Here is a 17,382-nt window from a genome sequence, read left to right as displayed (position 1 = left end):
GGTCATTCCGCGGCGACACTGCGCGGCGCGGCCCCGCCATAGGGCACGTTGACCCCGCCGTAGCGGCGGACGCGCAGGTTGCACTGTTCGGCATGGCCGACGAACCCCTCGAGCAGGCAGAGCCGGGAGCCGTAGGCGCCGATCTCGCTCGCCGCCGCGTCCGTGGTGACCTTCTGGTAGCTGTGGGTCTTGAGGAACTTGCCGACCCAGAGCCCGCCGGTGTAGCGGCCGGCCTTCTTGGTGGGCAGCGTGTGGTTGGTGCCGATCACCTTGTCGCCGTTGGCCACGTTGGTGCGCGGGCCGAGGAACAGCGCGCCGTAGGAATGCATGTTCGCAAGGTACCAGTCATCGCGGTCTGTCATCACCTGCACGTGCTCGGACGCGATGTCGTTGGCGACCTTGAGCATCTCGTCGTGATTTCCGCAGACGATCACCTCGCCGTAGTCGCGCCAGGACACGGACGCGGTGTCGGCGGTGGGCAGGATGGCCAGGATGCGGTCGATCTCCGCCAGCGTCGCCTCGGCCAGCTTGCGCGAGGTCGTCACCAGTACCGCGGGCGAATTGTAGCCGTGCTCGGCCTGGCCCAGAAGGTCGGTGGCGCACATCTCGGCGTCCACCGTCTCGTCGGCGATCACCATCGTCTCGGTCGGCCCGGCGAAGAGGTCGATGCCGACGCGGCCGTAGAGCTGGCGCTTGGCCTCGGCCACGAAGGCGTTGCCGGGACCGACCAGCATGTCGACGGGCGCGATCGTCTCGGTGCCGAGCGCCATGGCGCCCACCGCCTGGATACCGCCGAGGACGTAGATCTCGTGCGCGCCGCCCAGATGCATCGCCGCGATGACGGCCGGATTGGGCTTGCCCTTGAAGGGCGGCGTCGCGGCGGCGATGCGCGGCACGCCCGCGACCGATGCCGTGAGAACGGACATGTGGGCGGAGGCGACCATGGGGAACTTGCCCGCCGGTACATAGCAGCCCACGGACTGGACGGGGATGTTGCGGTGCCCGAGGATCACGCCCGGCAGGGTCTCGATCTCGATATCGGTCATCGAGGCGCGCTGCGCCTCGGCGAAGGCGCGGACCTGGGCCTGGGCGAAGCGGATGTCGTCGAGATCGTCCTGTGGCACCTCGGCGATCAGCGCCGCGATCTCGTCTTCGGTCAGGCGGTAGCTGTCGCGGTCGTAGCCGTCGAACTTGTTGGCGAGCTCGCGCGCGGCGTCGTCGCCGCGCGCTTCGATCTGCGCGAGCGTCTCCTCGACGATCTTCCGGGTCTTCGCGTCGTCCTCGGAGCGTTCCGCGTCCGACTTGCCGCGCTTGAGATATTCGATGCTCATGGTCTCTCTTCGGGTTTGGGTTTCGGTGGGGTCTTCTCGCCGCGGTCGAAGGCCTCCCAGCCCTCGCCGGCGAAAACGTCGTGGCCGAGCTGGGCGAGGACATGGGGGAAATCCACCATCACCCAGTTGTCCGCGATCCGGCCGTCCGCGACGCGCCAGAAATCCATGTACCGGATCTCGACCCGCCGGCCGGTGGGCGCGAGGCCCATGAACGGGCCGGAATGGGTCGCTTCCTGGCGGCCGAACGCGGCCGCCCAGTCGCCCATGAAAAGCCGCGCCTCGTCGACGCAGACCTTGTCGGAGAACGCGGCCTGGAACGGCCGCTGCCAGTTGTCCTGGAACTCGCGAAGGCCGTTCTTGGTGCCGCATCCGTAGTTGCCGATCCAGCGGAAGTCCGGATGGAAGAACTGGCCGATGTCGTCGATGCGGTGGTCGTTCAGACCGTCCACCATGCCCTCGATCACGGCGCGGGTGGCGTCGGTCCGCGAGAGATCCGTGTCGCGGCTGAGGACGGCCTGTTCGGGTCGTGCGCCAGGCATGGTCAATCTCCGTAATCCAGGAATATCCGCGGCAGGCCGAGCGAGAGCGCGGGGATGAAGGCGATGATGAGAAGGGCCACGATCATCGCCACGACCCAGGGAAAGATGCGCCGGGCGATGTCGTCGAACGGGATGCGGCCGACCTGCGCGGCCATGAAGAGGTTCGCGCCGAGCGGCGGCGTGACGAAGCCGATGGCCAGCGCCACGATCATGACGATGCCGAAATGCACCGGATCGACGCCGAGCTCGGTCATCACCGGCAGCAGCACCGGCGTCAGGATGACGATGGCGGCGAGCGTCTCGAGGAAGGTGCCGACGATCAGCAGCAGCACGATCGCCGCGAGCAGGACGACGATCCAGCTCTGCGTCAGGCCAAGGACGAATTGCGACAGTTCCAGCGGGATCTGTTCCAGCGCGATGATCCGGCCGAAGGCGACCGAGGCGCCGATGATGACGAGCACGGCCGAGACGAGGAGCGCCGATTCCAGCATCATGGTCGGCAGGTCGCGGAGCGGGAGTTCGCGATAGACGAAGCAGCTCACGATCAGCGCGTAGACGACGGCGACGGCCGAACTCTCGGTCGGGGTGACGATGCCCGCATAGATCCCGCCGAGGACGACGAGCGGCATGAGGAGGGCGAGCTTGGCCTCGTTCAGGGCGGACAGGGTCTCGCGCCAGGTGGCCCTGGGCAGCGGTTCGGCGGGCGCCTGGACGCCGCGGCGGCGCAGGATGTTGTAGACGATCAGGGTCAGCGCGATGACGATGCCCGGCACGATGCCGGCCATGAAGAGCGCCGTGACCGAGACGCCTGCGGAGACGGCGTAGACGATCATCACGACCGACGGCGGGATCATCACGCCGAGACCCCCGGCGCTGGCGACCATGGCGCCCGCATAGGCGCGGTCGTAGCCGCGGGCGACGAGCGCCGGGATCATGGCGAGGCCGATGGCGGCCACGGTCGCCGAGCCGGTGCCCGAGATCGCCGCGAAGAAGAGACACGCCATGATGGTGACCGTGCCGAGGTCGCCCGGCGCCCGGCCGAAGACGTTGTCGGCGACCCTGATGAGGCGGCGCGAGATGCCGCCCTGGCTCATGATGTTGCCCGCGAGCGTGAAGAGGACGACGGCGATCAGCGTGAAGCTGTCGATGCCGCTGATGAGGCCGAGCGCGTAGAGGTCGAAGTTGAGGAACGGGATCCAGGCGATGGCGATCAGCGAGGCGGTGCCCAGGGCGATGCCGATCGGCACGCCGATGGCGAGAAGGGTGAAGAAACTGCCGAAGAGGATGGCGGAGGTCATGGCTCAGACGTCCATCTGAGGGGTCAGTTGGGTCTCGCCGCGGGCGGCTATGCGCCAGATGGAGTGGACGAGCCGCGCCGCGCTGAGCGCGCCGGAGAAGATGATGGCGGAGTAGAGGACCGAGGTCGGCCATTCGGTCGCGGACAGGATCCTGCCCCGCTCGGCCGCCTGCCGGGTGATGACGATGCCGAGCCAGCAGACGGCGAGCGAGTAGGCGAGGAACACGGCCTCGGCGGCCAGCATCAGGACGCGCCGCAACTCGGGCGGCGCGAGGTCGAGAAGAACGGTGACGCGCATGTGACGGCGGTCGCGGATCGCGTAGCTGACGCCGAAGTAGATCATGTAGACGAACGAGAGCCGGGCCACCTCTCCGGCGAAGGCGATGGAAGTGGAGAAGGCGAAGCGCGCCACGACGTCCGCGAACACCAGGACGACGATGACGCCGAGCGTCGTGACGATGACGGCAGGCTCGAAGTATCGTTCAAGCTTGGAGAACATCTTCGCCATCCCCGATGGTCACTGCGACAGCTTCGACATGAAGTCGTCGTAGAAGGCGTCGCCGACCCTGGCGCGGATGTCGGATTCAATGGCGGCGTTCATCGTGTCGCCCATCCTCTGACGTTCCTCCGCCGGCAGTTCGTTGATCGCGAGCCCTTCCTCGGCCAGGCGGTCCAGCGTCTCCGCGTTGGCCGTGGCGGCGAGATCGCGCTGGAGCGCCACGGTCTCGGCCGCGACCTCGGTGACCAGCGATTGCTGGCCCTCGTCGAGCCCCTCGAACCACGCGAGATCGGCCAGCCAGAGTTCCGGCCAGTAAATGTGGCCGGTGAGCGAGACGAAGTCCTGCACCTCGAAGAACCGCTCGACGACCATCGACGAGAGCGCGCTTTCCTGCCCGTCGATGAGGTTCTGCTGCAGCGACGAATAGATCTCGCCCCAGGCCAGCGGCACGGGCACGGCGCCGATGGAGCGCCAGGCGGTGATCTGGATCGGGTTGTCGGCCGAGCGCATCCGCAAGCCCTCGAACGCCTCGACGCTGTCTAGCGGGCCGCGGCTGTTGGTGAAGCTGCGGAACCCGAGTTCCATGAACCCCATGAGCTTCAGCCCGCGCGCCTCGACCGCCTGGGCCAGCGCATCGCCGCCCTCGCCGTCGAGCACGGCGTGGGCCTGCGCCTCGTCGTCGAACAGCAGGAACTGGTCGAGCACCGCAAGCTCGGCCACCGTCGAGGACAGCAGGACCGACGCGCCCGTGGTCATCGTGATGTTGCCCGACTGGACGAGCTCCACCATTTCCTGGACGCTGCCGATCTGGCCGCCGGGAAAGAGCTCGACCTCGAACGCGCCGTCGGAGCGGGATTCGAGCTCCTGCTCAAAGAACAGCAGCGACTGGTGGATCGGCGAAGTTTCCGGCGTGGCGTGGCCGATCCGTATCGTCTCCTGCGCCGCGGCAGGGGCAGCCAGCGCAAGCCCGAGGGCAAGGGCGGATAGCTTCGAGAAATTCATCGGGTCCTCCTCTTGAGTGGTGTGACTCTGCCCCCGGGTGGGGGCGCCGGTGCGCGATGGCGGCGCTCATCCCTTCACCGCCCCGGCGGTGAGGCCGCTGACGATCTGGCGCTGGAACACCATGACCAGAAGGAAGAGAGGCGCGGTGATGGAGACGGCGGCGGCGATCGCCTCCGCCTGGTCGGTGGTCGTGGTCTCGCGGTTGAAATAGCCGGCGATGGCGGGGACCATGGTCTGGTTCTGCGCGTCGAGGAGCAGCGAGGTCACGAGAAAGTCGTTGTAGCCCAGCAGGAAGCTGAACAGCCCGGTGGTGATGACGCCCGGCCACATCACCGGCATGATGACCCTGCGGAAGGCCTGCAGATGCGTGCAGCCGTCCACGCGCGCGGCCTCGTCCAGTTCCACCGGGATCGACTGGAAGAACGAGCGCAGCATCCAGATGGTGAAGGGCTGGTTGATCGCCACCAGCACCGCGATCACGGCGAGCGGTTGGCCGTAGAGCGTCGGCGCCGCGTCGCCCAGGATCGGGCGCAGGATCTCTGCGGAGTTGATGAAGACCGGCAGGTAGCCCGCCACCAGCACCGAATGGGGCAATGCGCGGAAGATCAGCGCCGCGATCAGCAGCCAGAAGGCGAGGTTCGATCCCGACCGCGCGAGACCGTAGCCCGCGAGGGTGCCCACCGTCAGCGATACGGTGACCACGCCGCCGGTGACGATCAGCGAGTTGATGAAGTTGCGGTAGAACTCGTTGCCGACCCAGACCGCACGATAGTGCTCTGCCGTCAGCCCGATGACCGGCTGGCCCAACGGCCCGGCGATGGCGTTGAGCGCATCGAGCACGACCGGCAGGAGCCCGAAGAAGAGCACGATGAACACCACCGCATAGCCGAGGCACCCCACCAGCCAGCCGAGAATGACGAGACCCGGCGCCGTGAAGGCACGCACCATTTGCGGCAGGCGCGTGAATGCGAACCGCACCGCGTACCAGAGGACGGCGAGGCCCAGCACCAGGTCGATCACCGACAGGCCCTTGCCGGCGGCGATGGTGCGCGGCCCGAAGATCACCGCCAGCGGGTTGGCGTCGAACGCGTCCGCGGGAGACTTGAAGCTCATCACCAGGATCCAGAAGAGCGGGAACGCGGCGATCAGGCACCAGAGAGTTAGGAACGCGGCCGATCCGAAGCGGAGCGACGCCGGCTGGCGCATGGCTTTCGGCGTGGCCATCACGAAATCCCCTTGTGGTCGCGCCAGGTTCGGCGCAGCGGCGGCAGCAGGATGATGACGATGCCGATCATGGTCAGCATGGCGCTGGCCGAGGCCCGGCTGATCGAGCGGTTGCCGGCGTCGTCGGGTTGCAGGAAGTCGTAGGTCAGCCATTGCAGCGTGATCCGCTGCGCCTGGGAGCTGAAGCCGACGACCTCCTCGAAGGCGCGATAGGCGTCCATCAGGTGAATGAGCGCGATGAAGACGATGAGCGGCATCAGGTGCGGGACGATCACGAAGCGCAGCCGCTGCCAGCGACTGGCCCCGTCTATGATCGCCGATTCCAGCGTGTCCTGGTTCACCGTCTGCAGCCCGGCGTAGAAGATGACGAAGGCGAACGGTGCGACGCTCCAGACCCGGTAGAACATCATCAGCGCCTCAACCGCGGCGCCGTTGGCGGCGACCGAGATGTCGGTGGAGAGCCACGTCTCCAGCCATGACGTCACGATGCCGTCGCCGTAGAAGAGCCAGCGGATGCTGAGCGCGCCGATCACCGGCGTGATGATGAAGGGCAGCAGCGAGACGAAGATGACCTGGCCGCGGATCGAACGCGCCGCGTTGTTCACCGCGAGCGCGATGGCGAGCCCCAGCCCGACGACGAGCGGCAGCGTGACGAGCGTGAAGGTGAGGGTGAAGCGCAGCGCCCGCCAGAAATCGATCTGCAGGATGCGCCCCGGCTCACCGTTCGAGATGGCCGCCCAGACCCGGTCGAACTGCAGCAGGTTGGCATAGCTCTCGAGCCCGACCCAGCGGGTCGTGGTCTCGACCTGTCCGCTCTCGTTGATCTTCGGTCGGGTCTTCACCTGCGTGGTGCACGTCTGTTCGAGGAAGCCCGCCGTGCAGGATTCCACCTCGATCCGTTCGATCACCGGCTGCGTGACCTGGAAGGACTGCACGAAGACGCTTGCGAGCGGCAACGCGATGAAAACGACCATCATGAAGACCGACGGTCCGACGAACGCGGCAAAAGTACGGAATTTCACGGTCGCTCTCCCTGTACTGGGCTCACCGTCCGGCCGACGGTTCGTCGCTGCGGGGACCGGCCACGGGTCTGAGCCCGGCCCCCGTGTCCGCCCGGCCTAGTTCAGCACGCCGGCTTCGCGCGCGGCGGTGGAGTAGCTGGCCTCGATCGCGTCCAGCGTCCTTTCGGCGCTGCGGCTGCCGGTAAGGTACGCCGCCACTTCGTTGCCGAGCGCGGTGTGCATCAGCCCCATCTCGACCGTCGAGGGATAGCTCAGCGGCGCGGGATCGTGGGTCGCCGTCGCGATGGCGCCCTGCGCCAGGCGGCCGGGCTCATAACCCTGGATGAGCCAGACGGCGGCATCGTTGTTGGCCTCGACCATCTCGGTATCCATGCCTTCCATGGCGACGCGGAACGCCGCTTCGGCCGCCTCGTCGGAGATGTTGCGGGCGATCACGATGCCGTCCCACCAGATCGTCGCCACCGGTCGATCCCCGAACGGCGCGATCGGCGACATGGCCGTCTCGACCTTGCCCACGACCGAACTCTCTGCCTCGTTGTCGACGGCGCCGGCGCGGCTGGCCCAGATATTGGCCATGGCGATCCTGCCCTGCTGCAACTGCTGCTGCACGTAGGTCGAGTCGCTGACGAGGAACTCGGGGTCCATGTAGTCACTCAGCGCCTTCAGGAGCTCCAGCGTGTTCATCCCGGTCTCGTTGTTGATGTTCGGCGTGCTGTCGTCGTTGACCAGCGGCTCTCCCGAGCTCTGGAAGACGTTGATGAATTCCATCGCCAGGTCCCAGCCCGACTTGGTCATCGCGCCCAGCGGATAGTCTATTCCCTCGGCGTCCTTGAGCGTCTCCGCGGCCGCGAGCAGGCCGTCGTAGTCCGTGGGCACGTCGATCCCGTACTCCTCGAACAGATCGGAGCGATAGGTCAGCTCGAACGTGTTGACCATCATCGCCACGGCCATGATTTCGCCATTGATCCGGATCAGCTGGTTGGGCTGCAGATGCTGGCCGTATTTCTCCACCAGATCGTCGAGAGGGCGGATCGTCCCCTCGTTCAGCAATGGCGTGATGGTGCCGTTCGAGACGCCGCCGATCTGGTAGAGCGACGGATTGGCCGCGAAGGCGGCCGGCTGCTTGGTCCGGAATTCCTGGTCCAGTTCCGCCTGTACGTTGCCGCATTCGGCCATCGCGTCGGTGACGGCCTTCCATGCCTCGAACGCGGCGGCAAGGATCTTGACATCGACATCGTTTTCAAAGGCGCAGTCCGCGCGGGCGGCGCCGCCCATGAGCATGGCCGTGGCGGCCAGAACGAGAGGTATCTTCATATTCCTTGGTCTCCCTGATGGTTCTGGGAAGTGTCCTTCCGGCGCGCCTCCCGGGTTGCGGCCTTACATCGGGCCGGTCGGCGTGGTCGCGATCCGCTCCGCATCCGATGCCGGTGGCGGGCCGTCGCCTGACGGTGGGTGCCGTGCGCCCGTTCGCTCGCCGCTGCGGCGATCGTAAAGGTGGCAGATGCCCGGCGGGACATGGAACGCGACCTCGTCGCCGATCTCGGCGCGGAAATCCTTGGGTGCCTTGACGCTGACGAGCGACCCACCGGCCCGCACAGTCAGCATCACGGCGTCCCCCAGAAGCTCGATCGTGTAGAGCTTCGACGTGATCTGCGGCGTCTCGCCCGGCCCTGCGACACTCGCATCCTCGGCGCGGAATCCCAGCGTCACCTCTTCGCCGGCGCCCGGAAGTCCCTCGATGCGAACATTGTTTCCCTGGAACACGCCGCCTTGCAGCGTGCCGTCCATCAGGTTCATCGCCGGACTGCCGATGAAGCTTGCGACGAAGGTGTTGGCCGGGTTGTCGTAGATTTCGGTCGGCGTGCCGACCTGCTGGATCACGCCCTTCTTCATCACCACCACGCGGTCCGCCAGCGTCATCGCCTCGATCTGGTCGTGGGTGACGTAGACGGTCGTGACCTTGAGCTCATGGCTCAGGTTCTTGATCTGCGCGCGGGTCGAGACGCGCAGCTTGGCATCCAGGTTCGACAGCGGTTCGTCCATCAGGAACACCGCCGGACGCCGGACGATGGCGCGGGCGAGCGCCACGCGCTGCCGCTGACCGCCCGACAGCTCGGCCGGCTTGCGGTGCAGGAAGTCGTCGAGTTCGACCATCGCGCTGGCCCGCCGCACCCGCTCGTCATGCTCGGCCTGGGGTACTTTGCGTACCCGCAGCGGGAAGCGGATGTTCTCGTAGACGTTGAGGTTGGGATAGAGGCCGTAGGACTGGAACACCATGGCCACGTCGCGGTCCTTGGGATCGAGGTCGTTGACCACGCGATCGCCGATGACGATCTCGCCCTCGGTGGCGTCCTCCAGCCCCGCGATCATGCGCATCGTCGTGGTCTTGCCGCAGCCCGACGGTCCAAGCAGGACCAGGAACTCACGGTCCGCGATGGTCAGGTCGAACTTGTCGACGCCCACGAAGTTGCCCCAGCGTTTCGCAACGTTGCGCAACTCGATCTTGGCCATCGGATCACCTCGATTGCATACGATTGCAACCTAATTAACCCAACGTCACCATCGAACGCAACAAAAAGTTTGCAATCGTATGCATCCGGCGCCGTTCGGCTGGCGGTGGCGACTCACCCTCCTGAAGCGGCTGTTCGGCCGACGTGCAGAATTTAGGGCTATGCGCGAGACGTCGCCGCGTCGCGGAGACTGTGTCCTGGTCTCAAATCCGCGACCGGACATTCGCGACCGCGCGTAAACTCGACGGGTCGGGTGGTGTCGATGCTTGGGCGGGAAGGGATGGACGGAGAAAACCTCATGCCCAGAATCCAACTTCCCGCCGTCAAGTCGAAGCGCCGGTCCCGGAACCGCGGCAGGCTTGTCGGGCCGAAGCGCCCACTGCTACCGGAACGGGTCTGGGCGATCCGCGCCCGCCTCGAATTTTCGGGCAACCCGCGCGACTTGGCTCTTTTCAACTCCGCGATCGACAGCAAGCTGCGAGACTGCGATCTCGTCCGGCTCAAGGCCGCCGATCTCTTCTACGGTCGAGCAGTCCACAGCCTGCCCGCGCCTGCGTCCATCTCGCGTTGATCGCTCTGCTGCGTTCGAATATGGCCAAGTTGCTTTAACTGGTTTATCGCGGTCAACGTTAGGTTGTTCACTGGCTGCAATCGTCACGGAGGTCGAACCTGGACCCGAATGACGGAAAGCGAATGCAGCCGATTGACGACGATGCACTACCGAACGACGCGACGACGGTCTGGAACGTCACGCCGGACCAGTGAGTATGCTCGATACCAACGGCATATGCGAGAGGAGCAATCCCGCACTGCAGGCCTTCTTCGGCCGGACCGGGCGCGAGCTTTCGGACCCGCCGATCTTCGAGTGGTTGCATCCCGACGACATGGCCGGCACGACCAAGTCCTTCGACACTCTCAAGGGGACCGGAAAGCCGATCATACGATACGTGAATCGCTGCCGGATCGCCGACGGAACCTATCGTTCGGTGTCCTGGGTCGTGGTGCCCGAGCGGGGGCGGTACCGTTGCACGGGCCGCGACGTGACCCCCGACCGGGAACGAGAGGCGGCGCTGGCCGAGCGCACGGCCGAACGCGACCGGATGTTGCGGGCGTCGCGCGATCTCTACATGTCGATCACGTTGGAAGGCGAGTACCTGACCGCGAACCCCGCCCGGAAGAGCGAGTTGGGCCTTCCGGCGGAGAATCTGAAGGGGATGCGCTTCGATGTTCTCCCCCATCCCGACGACCGCGAGGCGACGCACGCCGAGTTCGCCGCTGTTGTGGCGGGCACGGTTCTCTACGATCGTGACATACGGGTCGAGGCGGCCGATGGCACCTATCACTGGTACAGTTTTACCGCCTTCATCGACAATGGCGTCGCCTCGACCCTGAGACTATTGGCCGATCATGCTGATATCGATCTCGTTCTCACCGATAAGGCCATGCCCAAGATGACCGGGCTGCAGCGCGCCACCGCCGTTCGCGCGGCGCGCCCCGATCTGCCGATCGTGCTCGCCACGGGCTACGCCGAGCTTCCCGACGGCGGTGCCAAGCTCGTCGATCGACGGTTGGCAAAACCGTTCTCGCCGCATCACCTGCAGGATGCGGTGGCGTCGCTCGTGTCAAACTGACGGATGCGAGGCGTCAGTCGCAAGGTCTGAACTGTCGCGCGCAACGAGGTTACCTCCACTAGAAAGAGCGCCCCCTCTACCCGGTGCTGCGCGAAGGCCGAATGGTTTGACGGGGCGATCCTTTCGCTGGAATGGAAGGACGCCCTGTGGGACTCGTCACGAGAGCGACCGACCACGCACGCCTTCAGAGTAGCGATACAGCGGTCGCAAGCGTCGCTCGCCTAGCTGAGTCGGGAACCGGGCATCGATCCCGGGACGGTTTTGAACCGGCGCAAGCGCGCGACGGTTGAGGATGAAAACCGGGCCGACGGACCCGCGGTCCTCCGTGCTGCCCGGGACCCGCGACGGGTCGCGGTCCGGCGCCGCACGCGCCCGCCACTGGACGACCGCCTTCATGCCCTGCCGTCATCGATCCCGCATCTCACGCGGTCGGCGCTGCTGCCTTCGGCGCCATGGCATCTCGCGCCTGCCGGATGAAGGCGCCAGACGTTCGAGCGGTATCCCATAGGGCGCCTCCACATCGAGATCGCCGAGGCGCAGACAGCAGAGGGCAAGCGCCACCTGTTCGCCGGCATCGACCGGACGGCCCAGTTCGCGGTCGTCCAACGCGTTGCAACGGCGGCAGAAAGACCGCCCGGGCGTTTCTCCGGCAGATGATCGAGGCTGCGCCCTGTCGGGTCCCTCACCGATAACGGCAGTCCGTTCGCAGCGCGGCCCCGCAACCGGAACACCATCCATTCGCTTCGACATGATCCGCCAGGCCGACGGCACCGACCACCGGCCGACCAAGCCGAAATCCATGGACGAACGGCCGGGTCGGGCGAATGAACCGCCCGATCGCGGAGGCCACGGTCGAGCGCCTCCGCTCCGACAGCCACGATCGGCTGCGCCAGCAGCTCGCGGACGTCCCGGCGCCCGCCAACCTCGCCCGCCGACGCACCACCCCGAACGGTCTCACGCGCTACGAACACCAGAGCCGGATCGATCCACCCCCGACCGATCCACCAGATGCCGGGACGAAACATCTAGACAACCTATCCGCCCGGGTAGTTGCCGTTTTGTCGACGCTCAGCCCGACAGTATGCTCAAGAAGCGGTCGGTGTTTCTGGCCGCAGCGGACCAATCGCACACGAGCCGCGCGGGCACGAGCGCATCGTCGGGGCCTGCGAGGGCGCCCATGGAATAGAACTGGGCGCCGGCGGCCTTGAGCCGGCGGTGCGCGGCACGCGGAAAGGCGCAGTAGATGACGTTCGCATCCGCAGGATGCAGGATGGTTGCGATTCCGCTGGCGCGAAGTCCGTCGGCCAGTCGCGCGGCGGCGGCATTGGCGGCGGCGGCCATTTCCAGCCAGAGGTCATCCTCCAGGTAGGCTTCCATCTGCGCGGAAAGATAGCGGTGCTTTGACACGAGGTGACCGGCGCGTTTGCGGCGGAGCTCGAACTCCCAAGCGAGAGACGGATCGCGGATCACCGCAGCCTCGACGCCCAAGAGGCCGTTCTTGGTGCCGCCGAAGCTGATCGCGTCGAAGCCCGCCGCCAGCTCCGCCGTACTGCATCCCAGGGACACCTGCGCGTTGCCGAATCTCGCGCCGTCCAGATGGCAGGCCAGCCCATTCTTGCGGGCGACATCGGTCAGCGCGGCAAGGCGGTCGAGCGGGTAGACGCTGCCGCGCTCGGTCACGGTGGTGACGGAGACCGGGCCGCGCTGCATGGTGTGCACCGTGCCCTGATCCGTCGCGGCGATGCGGGCGGACAGACCTTCCGCCGTCATCATCGCGTCGGGGGCCTCTACCACGCCCAGCCGCGCGCCGCCGGTGAAGAACTCCGGCGCACCGCATTCGTCCTCCCTGATGTGGGCGACATCGCTGCAGTAGATCACCTGCCAGGGCTTCGTCATCGCCGCCAGCAGCAGGACGTTGGTCGCCGTACCCGTCGCGACCAGATAGATCGCCGCGTCCGGCGCATCGAACATCGCGCGGAGCCGCTCGCGCAGGCGCTCCATGGCCGCTTCGGCGCCGTAGGGCATGGCGTAGCCCTCATTGGCGCGGACGAGCGCCTCCATCACCTTGGGATGGGCCGGGCCGGTATTGTCGGAGGCGAAATGCATCAGATGGGCTCTTCGATGATGTGGTCCTCCCAGTCCTCCTCCGGGATCTCGAACTCCGGCACGGTGATCCCGCGGGCGGACACCCCGGCGGCATGGACCGTCTCCGGGTCGCCGGACAGAAGCGGATGCCACGGATACAGCGGCCGACCTTCGTGCAGGAGGCGATAGGCGCAGGTCGACGGCAGCCAATAGGCGATCTGGTCCAGCTTGGCAGGGGTCAGCACCACGCATTCGGGAACGAATTGCAGTCGGATGTCGTACTGGCCGCAGCGGCAGCTGTCGTCGTCGAAGAGACGGCAGGCGACGCGGGTCAGGGCGACCTCTCCGGTGTCCTCGTCTTCCAGCTTGTTCAGGCAGCATTTGCCGCAGCCGTCGCAGAGCGCCTCCCATTCGGCGTTCGACAACTCGGCCAGGGGGTAGCGCTCCCAGAATCGGGGGCGTCCGACATGGCGGCGGATCGGATCCCGAGTCATGGACTGTCTGCCAGGATCGCGCGGGCGCTGGCGCTGTCGCGGTCCATCTGGGCGATGAGCGCCTCCACCCCGTCGAATTTCTCCTCCGGCCGCAGAAACCTGCGCAGGCCGACGGACAGGTGCTGGCCGTAGAGATCCCCGGAGAAATCGAACAGGAATGTTTCCAGGTTCGGCGTGTTCTCTCCGAACATCGGTCGCACGCCGAGGGAGGCGACGCCGCCATGGGTGCCCTGTTGCGGGCCGGTCAGGATGTCCACGGTCACGGCATAGACCCCCAGGCGCGGCAGGTGGAGCCCGTCCAGCGTCATGTTGGCGGTGGGATACCCCAGATCCCGGCCGCGCCTCGCGCCGCCGACGACCGGCCCCTCGATCCGATGGAGATGGCCCAGCATGGCGGCGGCCCGCTCCGGGGCGCCGTCGGACAGGGCTTCCCGGATCCGGGTGGAGGAGACGTCGAAGCCGCTGTCGCGCAGCAGCGGCGCCGCGGTGACGCCAAAGCCCAACTCACCGCCCAGACTCTCTAACACTTCCGCGTTTCCGGCGCGGTCCTTGCCGAAGCGGAAATCGGCGCCGACGACCACATGGGAAAGCCCCAGCCCGTCGCGCAGGACCTGCCGCGCGAAGGCCCCCGGCGTCAGATTGGCGAGGTCGGCGTCGAAGGGAAGTTCAAAAAGTGCGTCGACGCCGATCTGTTCCAGCCTGTGGGCACGCGCCTCTGCGTTCATGAGGCGAAAAGGCGGTGCATCCGGTGCAAAGACCTGCCGGGGATGAGGCTCGAACGTGACGACGCCAAGGGGCGCGCCCAGTGTTCGGGCGTGATCGCGGGCGATATCCAGGACATGGCGGTGACCCAGATGAACGCCGTCGAAATTCCCGACCGCGGCAGAGGCGCCGCGGGCGTCGGGGGGCAGGTCTGTGTAACGGCGGTGGGTGCGCATGTGGCGGGAGGTAGAGCCAGCCCCGTCGGTGCGCAAGCCTCAGGCGGCGGCGGCCCGGGTTGGGGCGAGGACCAGCGCCTCTCCGTGAAGGACGCGGACGGGACCCACCATGCAGCGGGTGTCGAGCGTCACCCGGCCGCGGCGCAGGTCGATGGCCTTGACCTCGACCTCGGCGCGGACAGTGTCGCCGGGACGCACGGGCGCAAGGAACGCCATGGACTGGCGCAGATAGACCGTGCCGTGGCCCGGCAGACGTTCTCCGATGACGGCAGAGATCAGGGCCGCGGTCAGCATCCCGTGGGCGATCCGGCCCTTGAACATGGACGCCTCTGCATAGGCGTCGTTCAGGTGGACCGGGTTGCGATCCTCGGAGACCTCGGCAAAGAGTTCGATGTCGCGGTCGGCGATGCGCTTTTCCAGATGCCGTACCAGACCGACCTTCATGTCTTCGATGTAGATCGGGCCCGGGGCGGTCGTGTCGAGCATTGCAGGCTCCTCCGCGAAACATGTTTGCGCGAAAGATAAGTAGATCATCGCCGTGGTTTCGGCAAGGAAATTACTTTGCAGGTGCAGCAATTTCGGTGTGGATCGTGGTCGGAAGGATCAGCGCAAATACCCGATCGCATAGGTGGGCGAGGCATCTTCGCGTGTCAGAAAGGTTTTCAGGGCGTCCGGGTCGGGCTGCGCGGCAGGACCGCCCGCGGTTCCTGTTTCGACCGCGGCGAGTCCCCCGGTGACGAAAAGCGAATCGATCCCCTCGAGCCGCGCGCCCAGGACGTCGGTGGAGATGCCGTCGCCCACGGCAAGGATCGCATCGTCGGCGACGCCGGCGCCCCCGGCCTCGGCCAGCCGGCGGCGGGCGATGTCGTAGACCGGCGGATGCGGCTTGCCGAAGGCCAGCACCGTGCCGCCCATCTCTTCGTAGAGGCGGGCGACGGCGCCGCCGCACCACTCCCGCCGGTCGCCCCGATCCACCACGATGTCGGGGTTGGCGTTGAGCATGGTCAGCCCGCGCGCCTTGGCGGTGAGAAGTTGCGGGCGCAGGGTGTCGAGGTCGGCGGACGGATCGAAGGGGCCGGTGCAGACGATGCCCTCCGCACTGTCCAGGGCGACCTTTTCGATGGCGACGGGATCCTCGACGATGGCGAGCGGCTCGAAGAAGGTCGAGTCCCGGGTCTCTCCGATATGGTAGATCCGCGATCCCACCGCGCCGGTGAACATTGCCACGCGCGCGGCGTCCCCGGAGGTGGCGATGGTGTCCCAGGCGTCTTCGGGCACGCCGAACGTCGCGATCTGCTGCGCCACGTCGGCGCGCGGGCGGGGCGCGTTGGTCAGCAGCACCACCATGCCGCCCCGGGCGCGATAGTCTTGCAAGGCGGCGACGGCGGCCGGAAGGGCCGCGACCCCGTCGTGGAGGCACCCCCAGAGATCGCAGAACAGCGCGTCGTAGCGCCCGGAAATGTCGGAGAGCGCGCGGATGATCTCGGTCATGGGGCCTCATCGGATGGCGGATGCCGGACCATGGCTATTCGGAATGGCGCCGGGGCGAAAGGGGCGGGAGGTGCCGGAGAGGCCCGGCTTACGGCGGGACGAAGGAGAGACGGAACGGCAGCTTCCTGCCCTTTCGGCGCTGCCGGGCATCGACACGAAGCCAGCGAAAAGTGCGGTTTCGTCCGGGAACCGGAGATTGACGGGCGCCGCGGGGCCTTCGCTGCCCCGGTGCCGGACGCCCGCAGGGAATGCCGGATCGCGAGCGCCGGCGGAGGGCGACGAGGCCGCCGGGGCGCGGCCACGCCGGACCTCAGACGGTGAGGTTCGGGATGATCTGCTTCTTGCGGCTCACGATGCCCGGAAGCACCACGTGATCGGCATCGCCGCAGACGGTCGAAAAGCTCTTCTCGGCCACCTTCCGGACCGCGTCGTTCTGCAAAAGCATGGTCGCTTCGCCCTCCAGGATGTCGACGATGAACAGCAGCACGTGATCGACACCGTCCTCCTTTTCCACATCGGCCATCGCTGCCAGCAGCCCGTCCTTGCGCTTGAGCACCGTTTCGGGGGACGTCGTCTCGAGCACGGACACGCGAAAGCTTCGGCCTTCGACCTCGTGCTTCTTAGAGTCCATCCGCAGAAGTTCCGTGTCGGAAAAGCCGGAGACATCGGACTTCGCGGCGAACATCTTGGACGCATAGGCCGGAATCTGCACGTCGATCTCACCGGCAAGCTTCTCGGCCACCGTCCTGTCGTGATCGGTCGTCGTGGGTGAGCGGAACTCCAGCGTGTCGCTGAGGATGCACGACAGCATCGCCCCCTTGATCGGATCCGGCATCTTGGCCGCGTCGTCTCCCATCATGTCGTACATTACCGTCGCGGTGCAGGCGAGCGGCTGTATCGTGACCTGGATCGGCCCCTTGGTCTGAAGCCCGCCGACCAGGCGGTGGTGGTCGATGACGGCCAGAATGTCGGCGGCGTTGATGTCGGCGGGCAGCTCTGCGGGATTGTTGGTGTCCACGATCACCACCTGCTGGCCGGCTTCGACGCCGTCGATGATCCGCGGCTTGTCCAGCCCCCAGTGATCCAGCATCCATGCGGCCTCGGTATTGGGTTCGCCCAGTAGGACGGCCTCTGCGGTGTGGCCCTTCACCTCGTTCAGATACCAGGCCCAGACGATCGGCGCGCCGGTGGAGTCGGTGTCGGGGGCCTGATGGCCGAAGACGAGAGTGGTCATGGGATGCTCCTCGGGGTCATGGATGTCCGTCGCGGGGTCCTATAGGCGGATCGCCGGGGCTTGTCACGAACCTGCGCGGCGGGGG

The 17,382-nt window shown here is 66.7% G+C and carries 16 protein-coding genes and 1 pseudogene; 2 read left to right on the top strand and 15 right to left on the bottom strand.

Annotated features, from left to right (window positions below; all coding sequences use genetic code 11):
• Positions 1–2: 2 nt before the first annotated feature.
• The 9 genes from hisD to KW83_RS12620 form a co-directional block, all read right to left on the bottom strand.
• Positions 3–1,331: a histidinol dehydrogenase gene (gene hisD / locus KW83_RS12660; RefSeq protein WP_036179296.1), complete on the bottom strand. Its 1,329-nt coding sequence runs from the start codon at positions 1,329–1,331 to the stop codon at positions 3–5.
• Complete coding sequence (locus KW83_RS12655) at positions 1,328–1,870, bottom strand: ester cyclase (protein ID WP_036179293.1); 543 nt, start codon at positions 1,868–1,870, stop codon at positions 1,328–1,330. Before KW83_RS12655 ends, hisD begins: the two co-directional genes overlap by 4 nt.
• Positions 1,871–1,872: 2 nt before the next feature.
• Entirely contained in the window at positions 1,873–3,168 is a 1,296-nt protein-coding gene (locus KW83_RS12650) for a TRAP transporter large permease (RefSeq protein ID WP_036179290.1), read from the bottom strand.
• Between the two features lie 3 nt (positions 3,169–3,171).
• Positions 3,172–3,675 (bottom strand): TRAP transporter small permease, encoded by a 504-nt coding sequence (locus tag KW83_RS12645; protein ID WP_235191420.1) that lies wholly within the window; start codon positions 3,673–3,675, stop codon positions 3,172–3,174.
• Between the two features lie 9 nt (positions 3,676–3,684).
• On the bottom strand, positions 3,685–4,668 hold the full coding sequence (locus KW83_RS12640; protein ID WP_036179287.1) for a TRAP transporter substrate-binding protein: 984 nt from the start codon (positions 4,666–4,668) through the stop codon (positions 3,685–3,687).
• A 66-nt stretch (positions 4,669–4,734) separates the two neighbouring features.
• Positions 4,735–5,892: a carbohydrate ABC transporter permease gene (locus KW83_RS12635; protein ID WP_036179284.1), complete on the bottom strand. Its 1,158-nt coding sequence runs from the start codon at positions 5,890–5,892 to the stop codon at positions 4,735–4,737.
• Positions 5,892–6,914 carry a carbohydrate ABC transporter permease gene (locus KW83_RS12630; RefSeq protein WP_036179281.1) on the bottom strand — a complete coding sequence of 341 codons (1,023 nt, stop codon included), beginning with the start codon at positions 6,912–6,914 and terminating at the stop codon, positions 5,892–5,894. The genes KW83_RS12635 and KW83_RS12630 overlap by 1 nt, the downstream gene beginning before the upstream one ends.
• Positions 6,915–7,010: 96 nt before the next feature.
• Positions 7,011–8,228 carry an ABC transporter substrate-binding protein gene (locus KW83_RS12625; RefSeq protein WP_036179278.1) on the bottom strand — a complete coding sequence of 406 codons (1,218 nt, stop codon included), beginning with the start codon at positions 8,226–8,228 and terminating at the stop codon, positions 7,011–7,013.
• Between the two features lie 63 nt (positions 8,229–8,291).
• The gene (locus KW83_RS12620) at positions 8,292–9,425 is read right to left on the bottom strand and encodes an ABC transporter ATP-binding protein (RefSeq protein WP_036179276.1); all 1,134 of its coding nucleotides are present in this window, start codon (positions 9,423–9,425) and stop codon (positions 8,292–8,294) included.
• 297 nt (positions 9,426–9,722) lie between these two features.
• Between KW83_RS12620 and KW83_RS12615 the strand changes: the two are divergent.
• A pseudogene (locus KW83_RS12615) lies at positions 9,723–9,941 on the top strand (integrase); the annotation flags it as partial.
• 223 nt (positions 9,942–10,164) lie between these two features.
• Positions 10,165–11,055, top strand: a complete 891-nt coding sequence (locus KW83_RS12610; RefSeq protein ID WP_268745545.1) for a PAS domain-containing protein — start codon at positions 10,165–10,167, stop codon at positions 11,053–11,055.
• Between the two features lie 1,068 nt (positions 11,056–12,123).
• On the opposite strand, the gene KW83_RS12605 is transcribed toward KW83_RS12610, so the two are convergent.
• From KW83_RS12605 to KW83_RS12580, 6 genes are all read right to left on the bottom strand, one after another.
• On the bottom strand, positions 12,124–13,161 hold the full coding sequence (locus KW83_RS12605; protein ID WP_036179271.1) for a threonine aldolase family protein: 1,038 nt from the start codon (positions 13,159–13,161) through the stop codon (positions 12,124–12,126).
• Positions 13,161–13,634, bottom strand: a complete 474-nt coding sequence (locus tag KW83_RS12600) for a YcgN family cysteine cluster protein (RefSeq protein ID WP_036179269.1) — start codon at positions 13,632–13,634, stop codon at positions 13,161–13,163. Before KW83_RS12600 ends, KW83_RS12605 begins: the two co-directional genes overlap by 1 nt.
• Entirely contained in the window at positions 13,631–14,572 is a 942-nt protein-coding gene (locus KW83_RS12595) for a bifunctional riboflavin kinase/FAD synthetase (protein WP_036179266.1), read from the bottom strand. Before KW83_RS12595 ends, KW83_RS12600 begins: the two co-directional genes overlap by 4 nt.
• 39 nt (positions 14,573–14,611) lie before the next feature.
• Positions 14,612–15,058, bottom strand: coding sequence for a MaoC family dehydratase (locus KW83_RS12590; RefSeq protein WP_036179263.1), 447 nt, complete (start codon positions 15,056–15,058; stop codon positions 14,612–14,614).
• A gap of 117 nt (positions 15,059–15,175) precedes the next feature.
• On the bottom strand, positions 15,176–16,063 hold the full coding sequence (locus KW83_RS12585) for a TIGR01459 family HAD-type hydrolase (protein WP_036179260.1): 888 nt from the start codon (positions 16,061–16,063) through the stop codon (positions 15,176–15,178).
• A 310-nt stretch (positions 16,064–16,373) separates the two neighbouring features.
• On the bottom strand, positions 16,374–17,297 hold the full coding sequence (locus tag KW83_RS12580; RefSeq protein ID WP_036179257.1) for a manganese-dependent inorganic pyrophosphatase: 924 nt from the start codon (positions 17,295–17,297) through the stop codon (positions 16,374–16,376).
• Between the last annotated feature and the right edge of the window lie 85 nt (positions 17,298–17,382).

Origin of the sequence: Palleronia rufa, from assembly GCF_000743715.1 — a bacterium.
Classification (GTDB): domain Bacteria; phylum Pseudomonadota; class Alphaproteobacteria; order Rhodobacterales; family Rhodobacteraceae; genus Palleronia; species Palleronia rufa.
The sequence above is the reverse complement of the archived record's forward strand: the minus strand, read 5'-3'. Positions and strand labels throughout refer to the sequence as shown.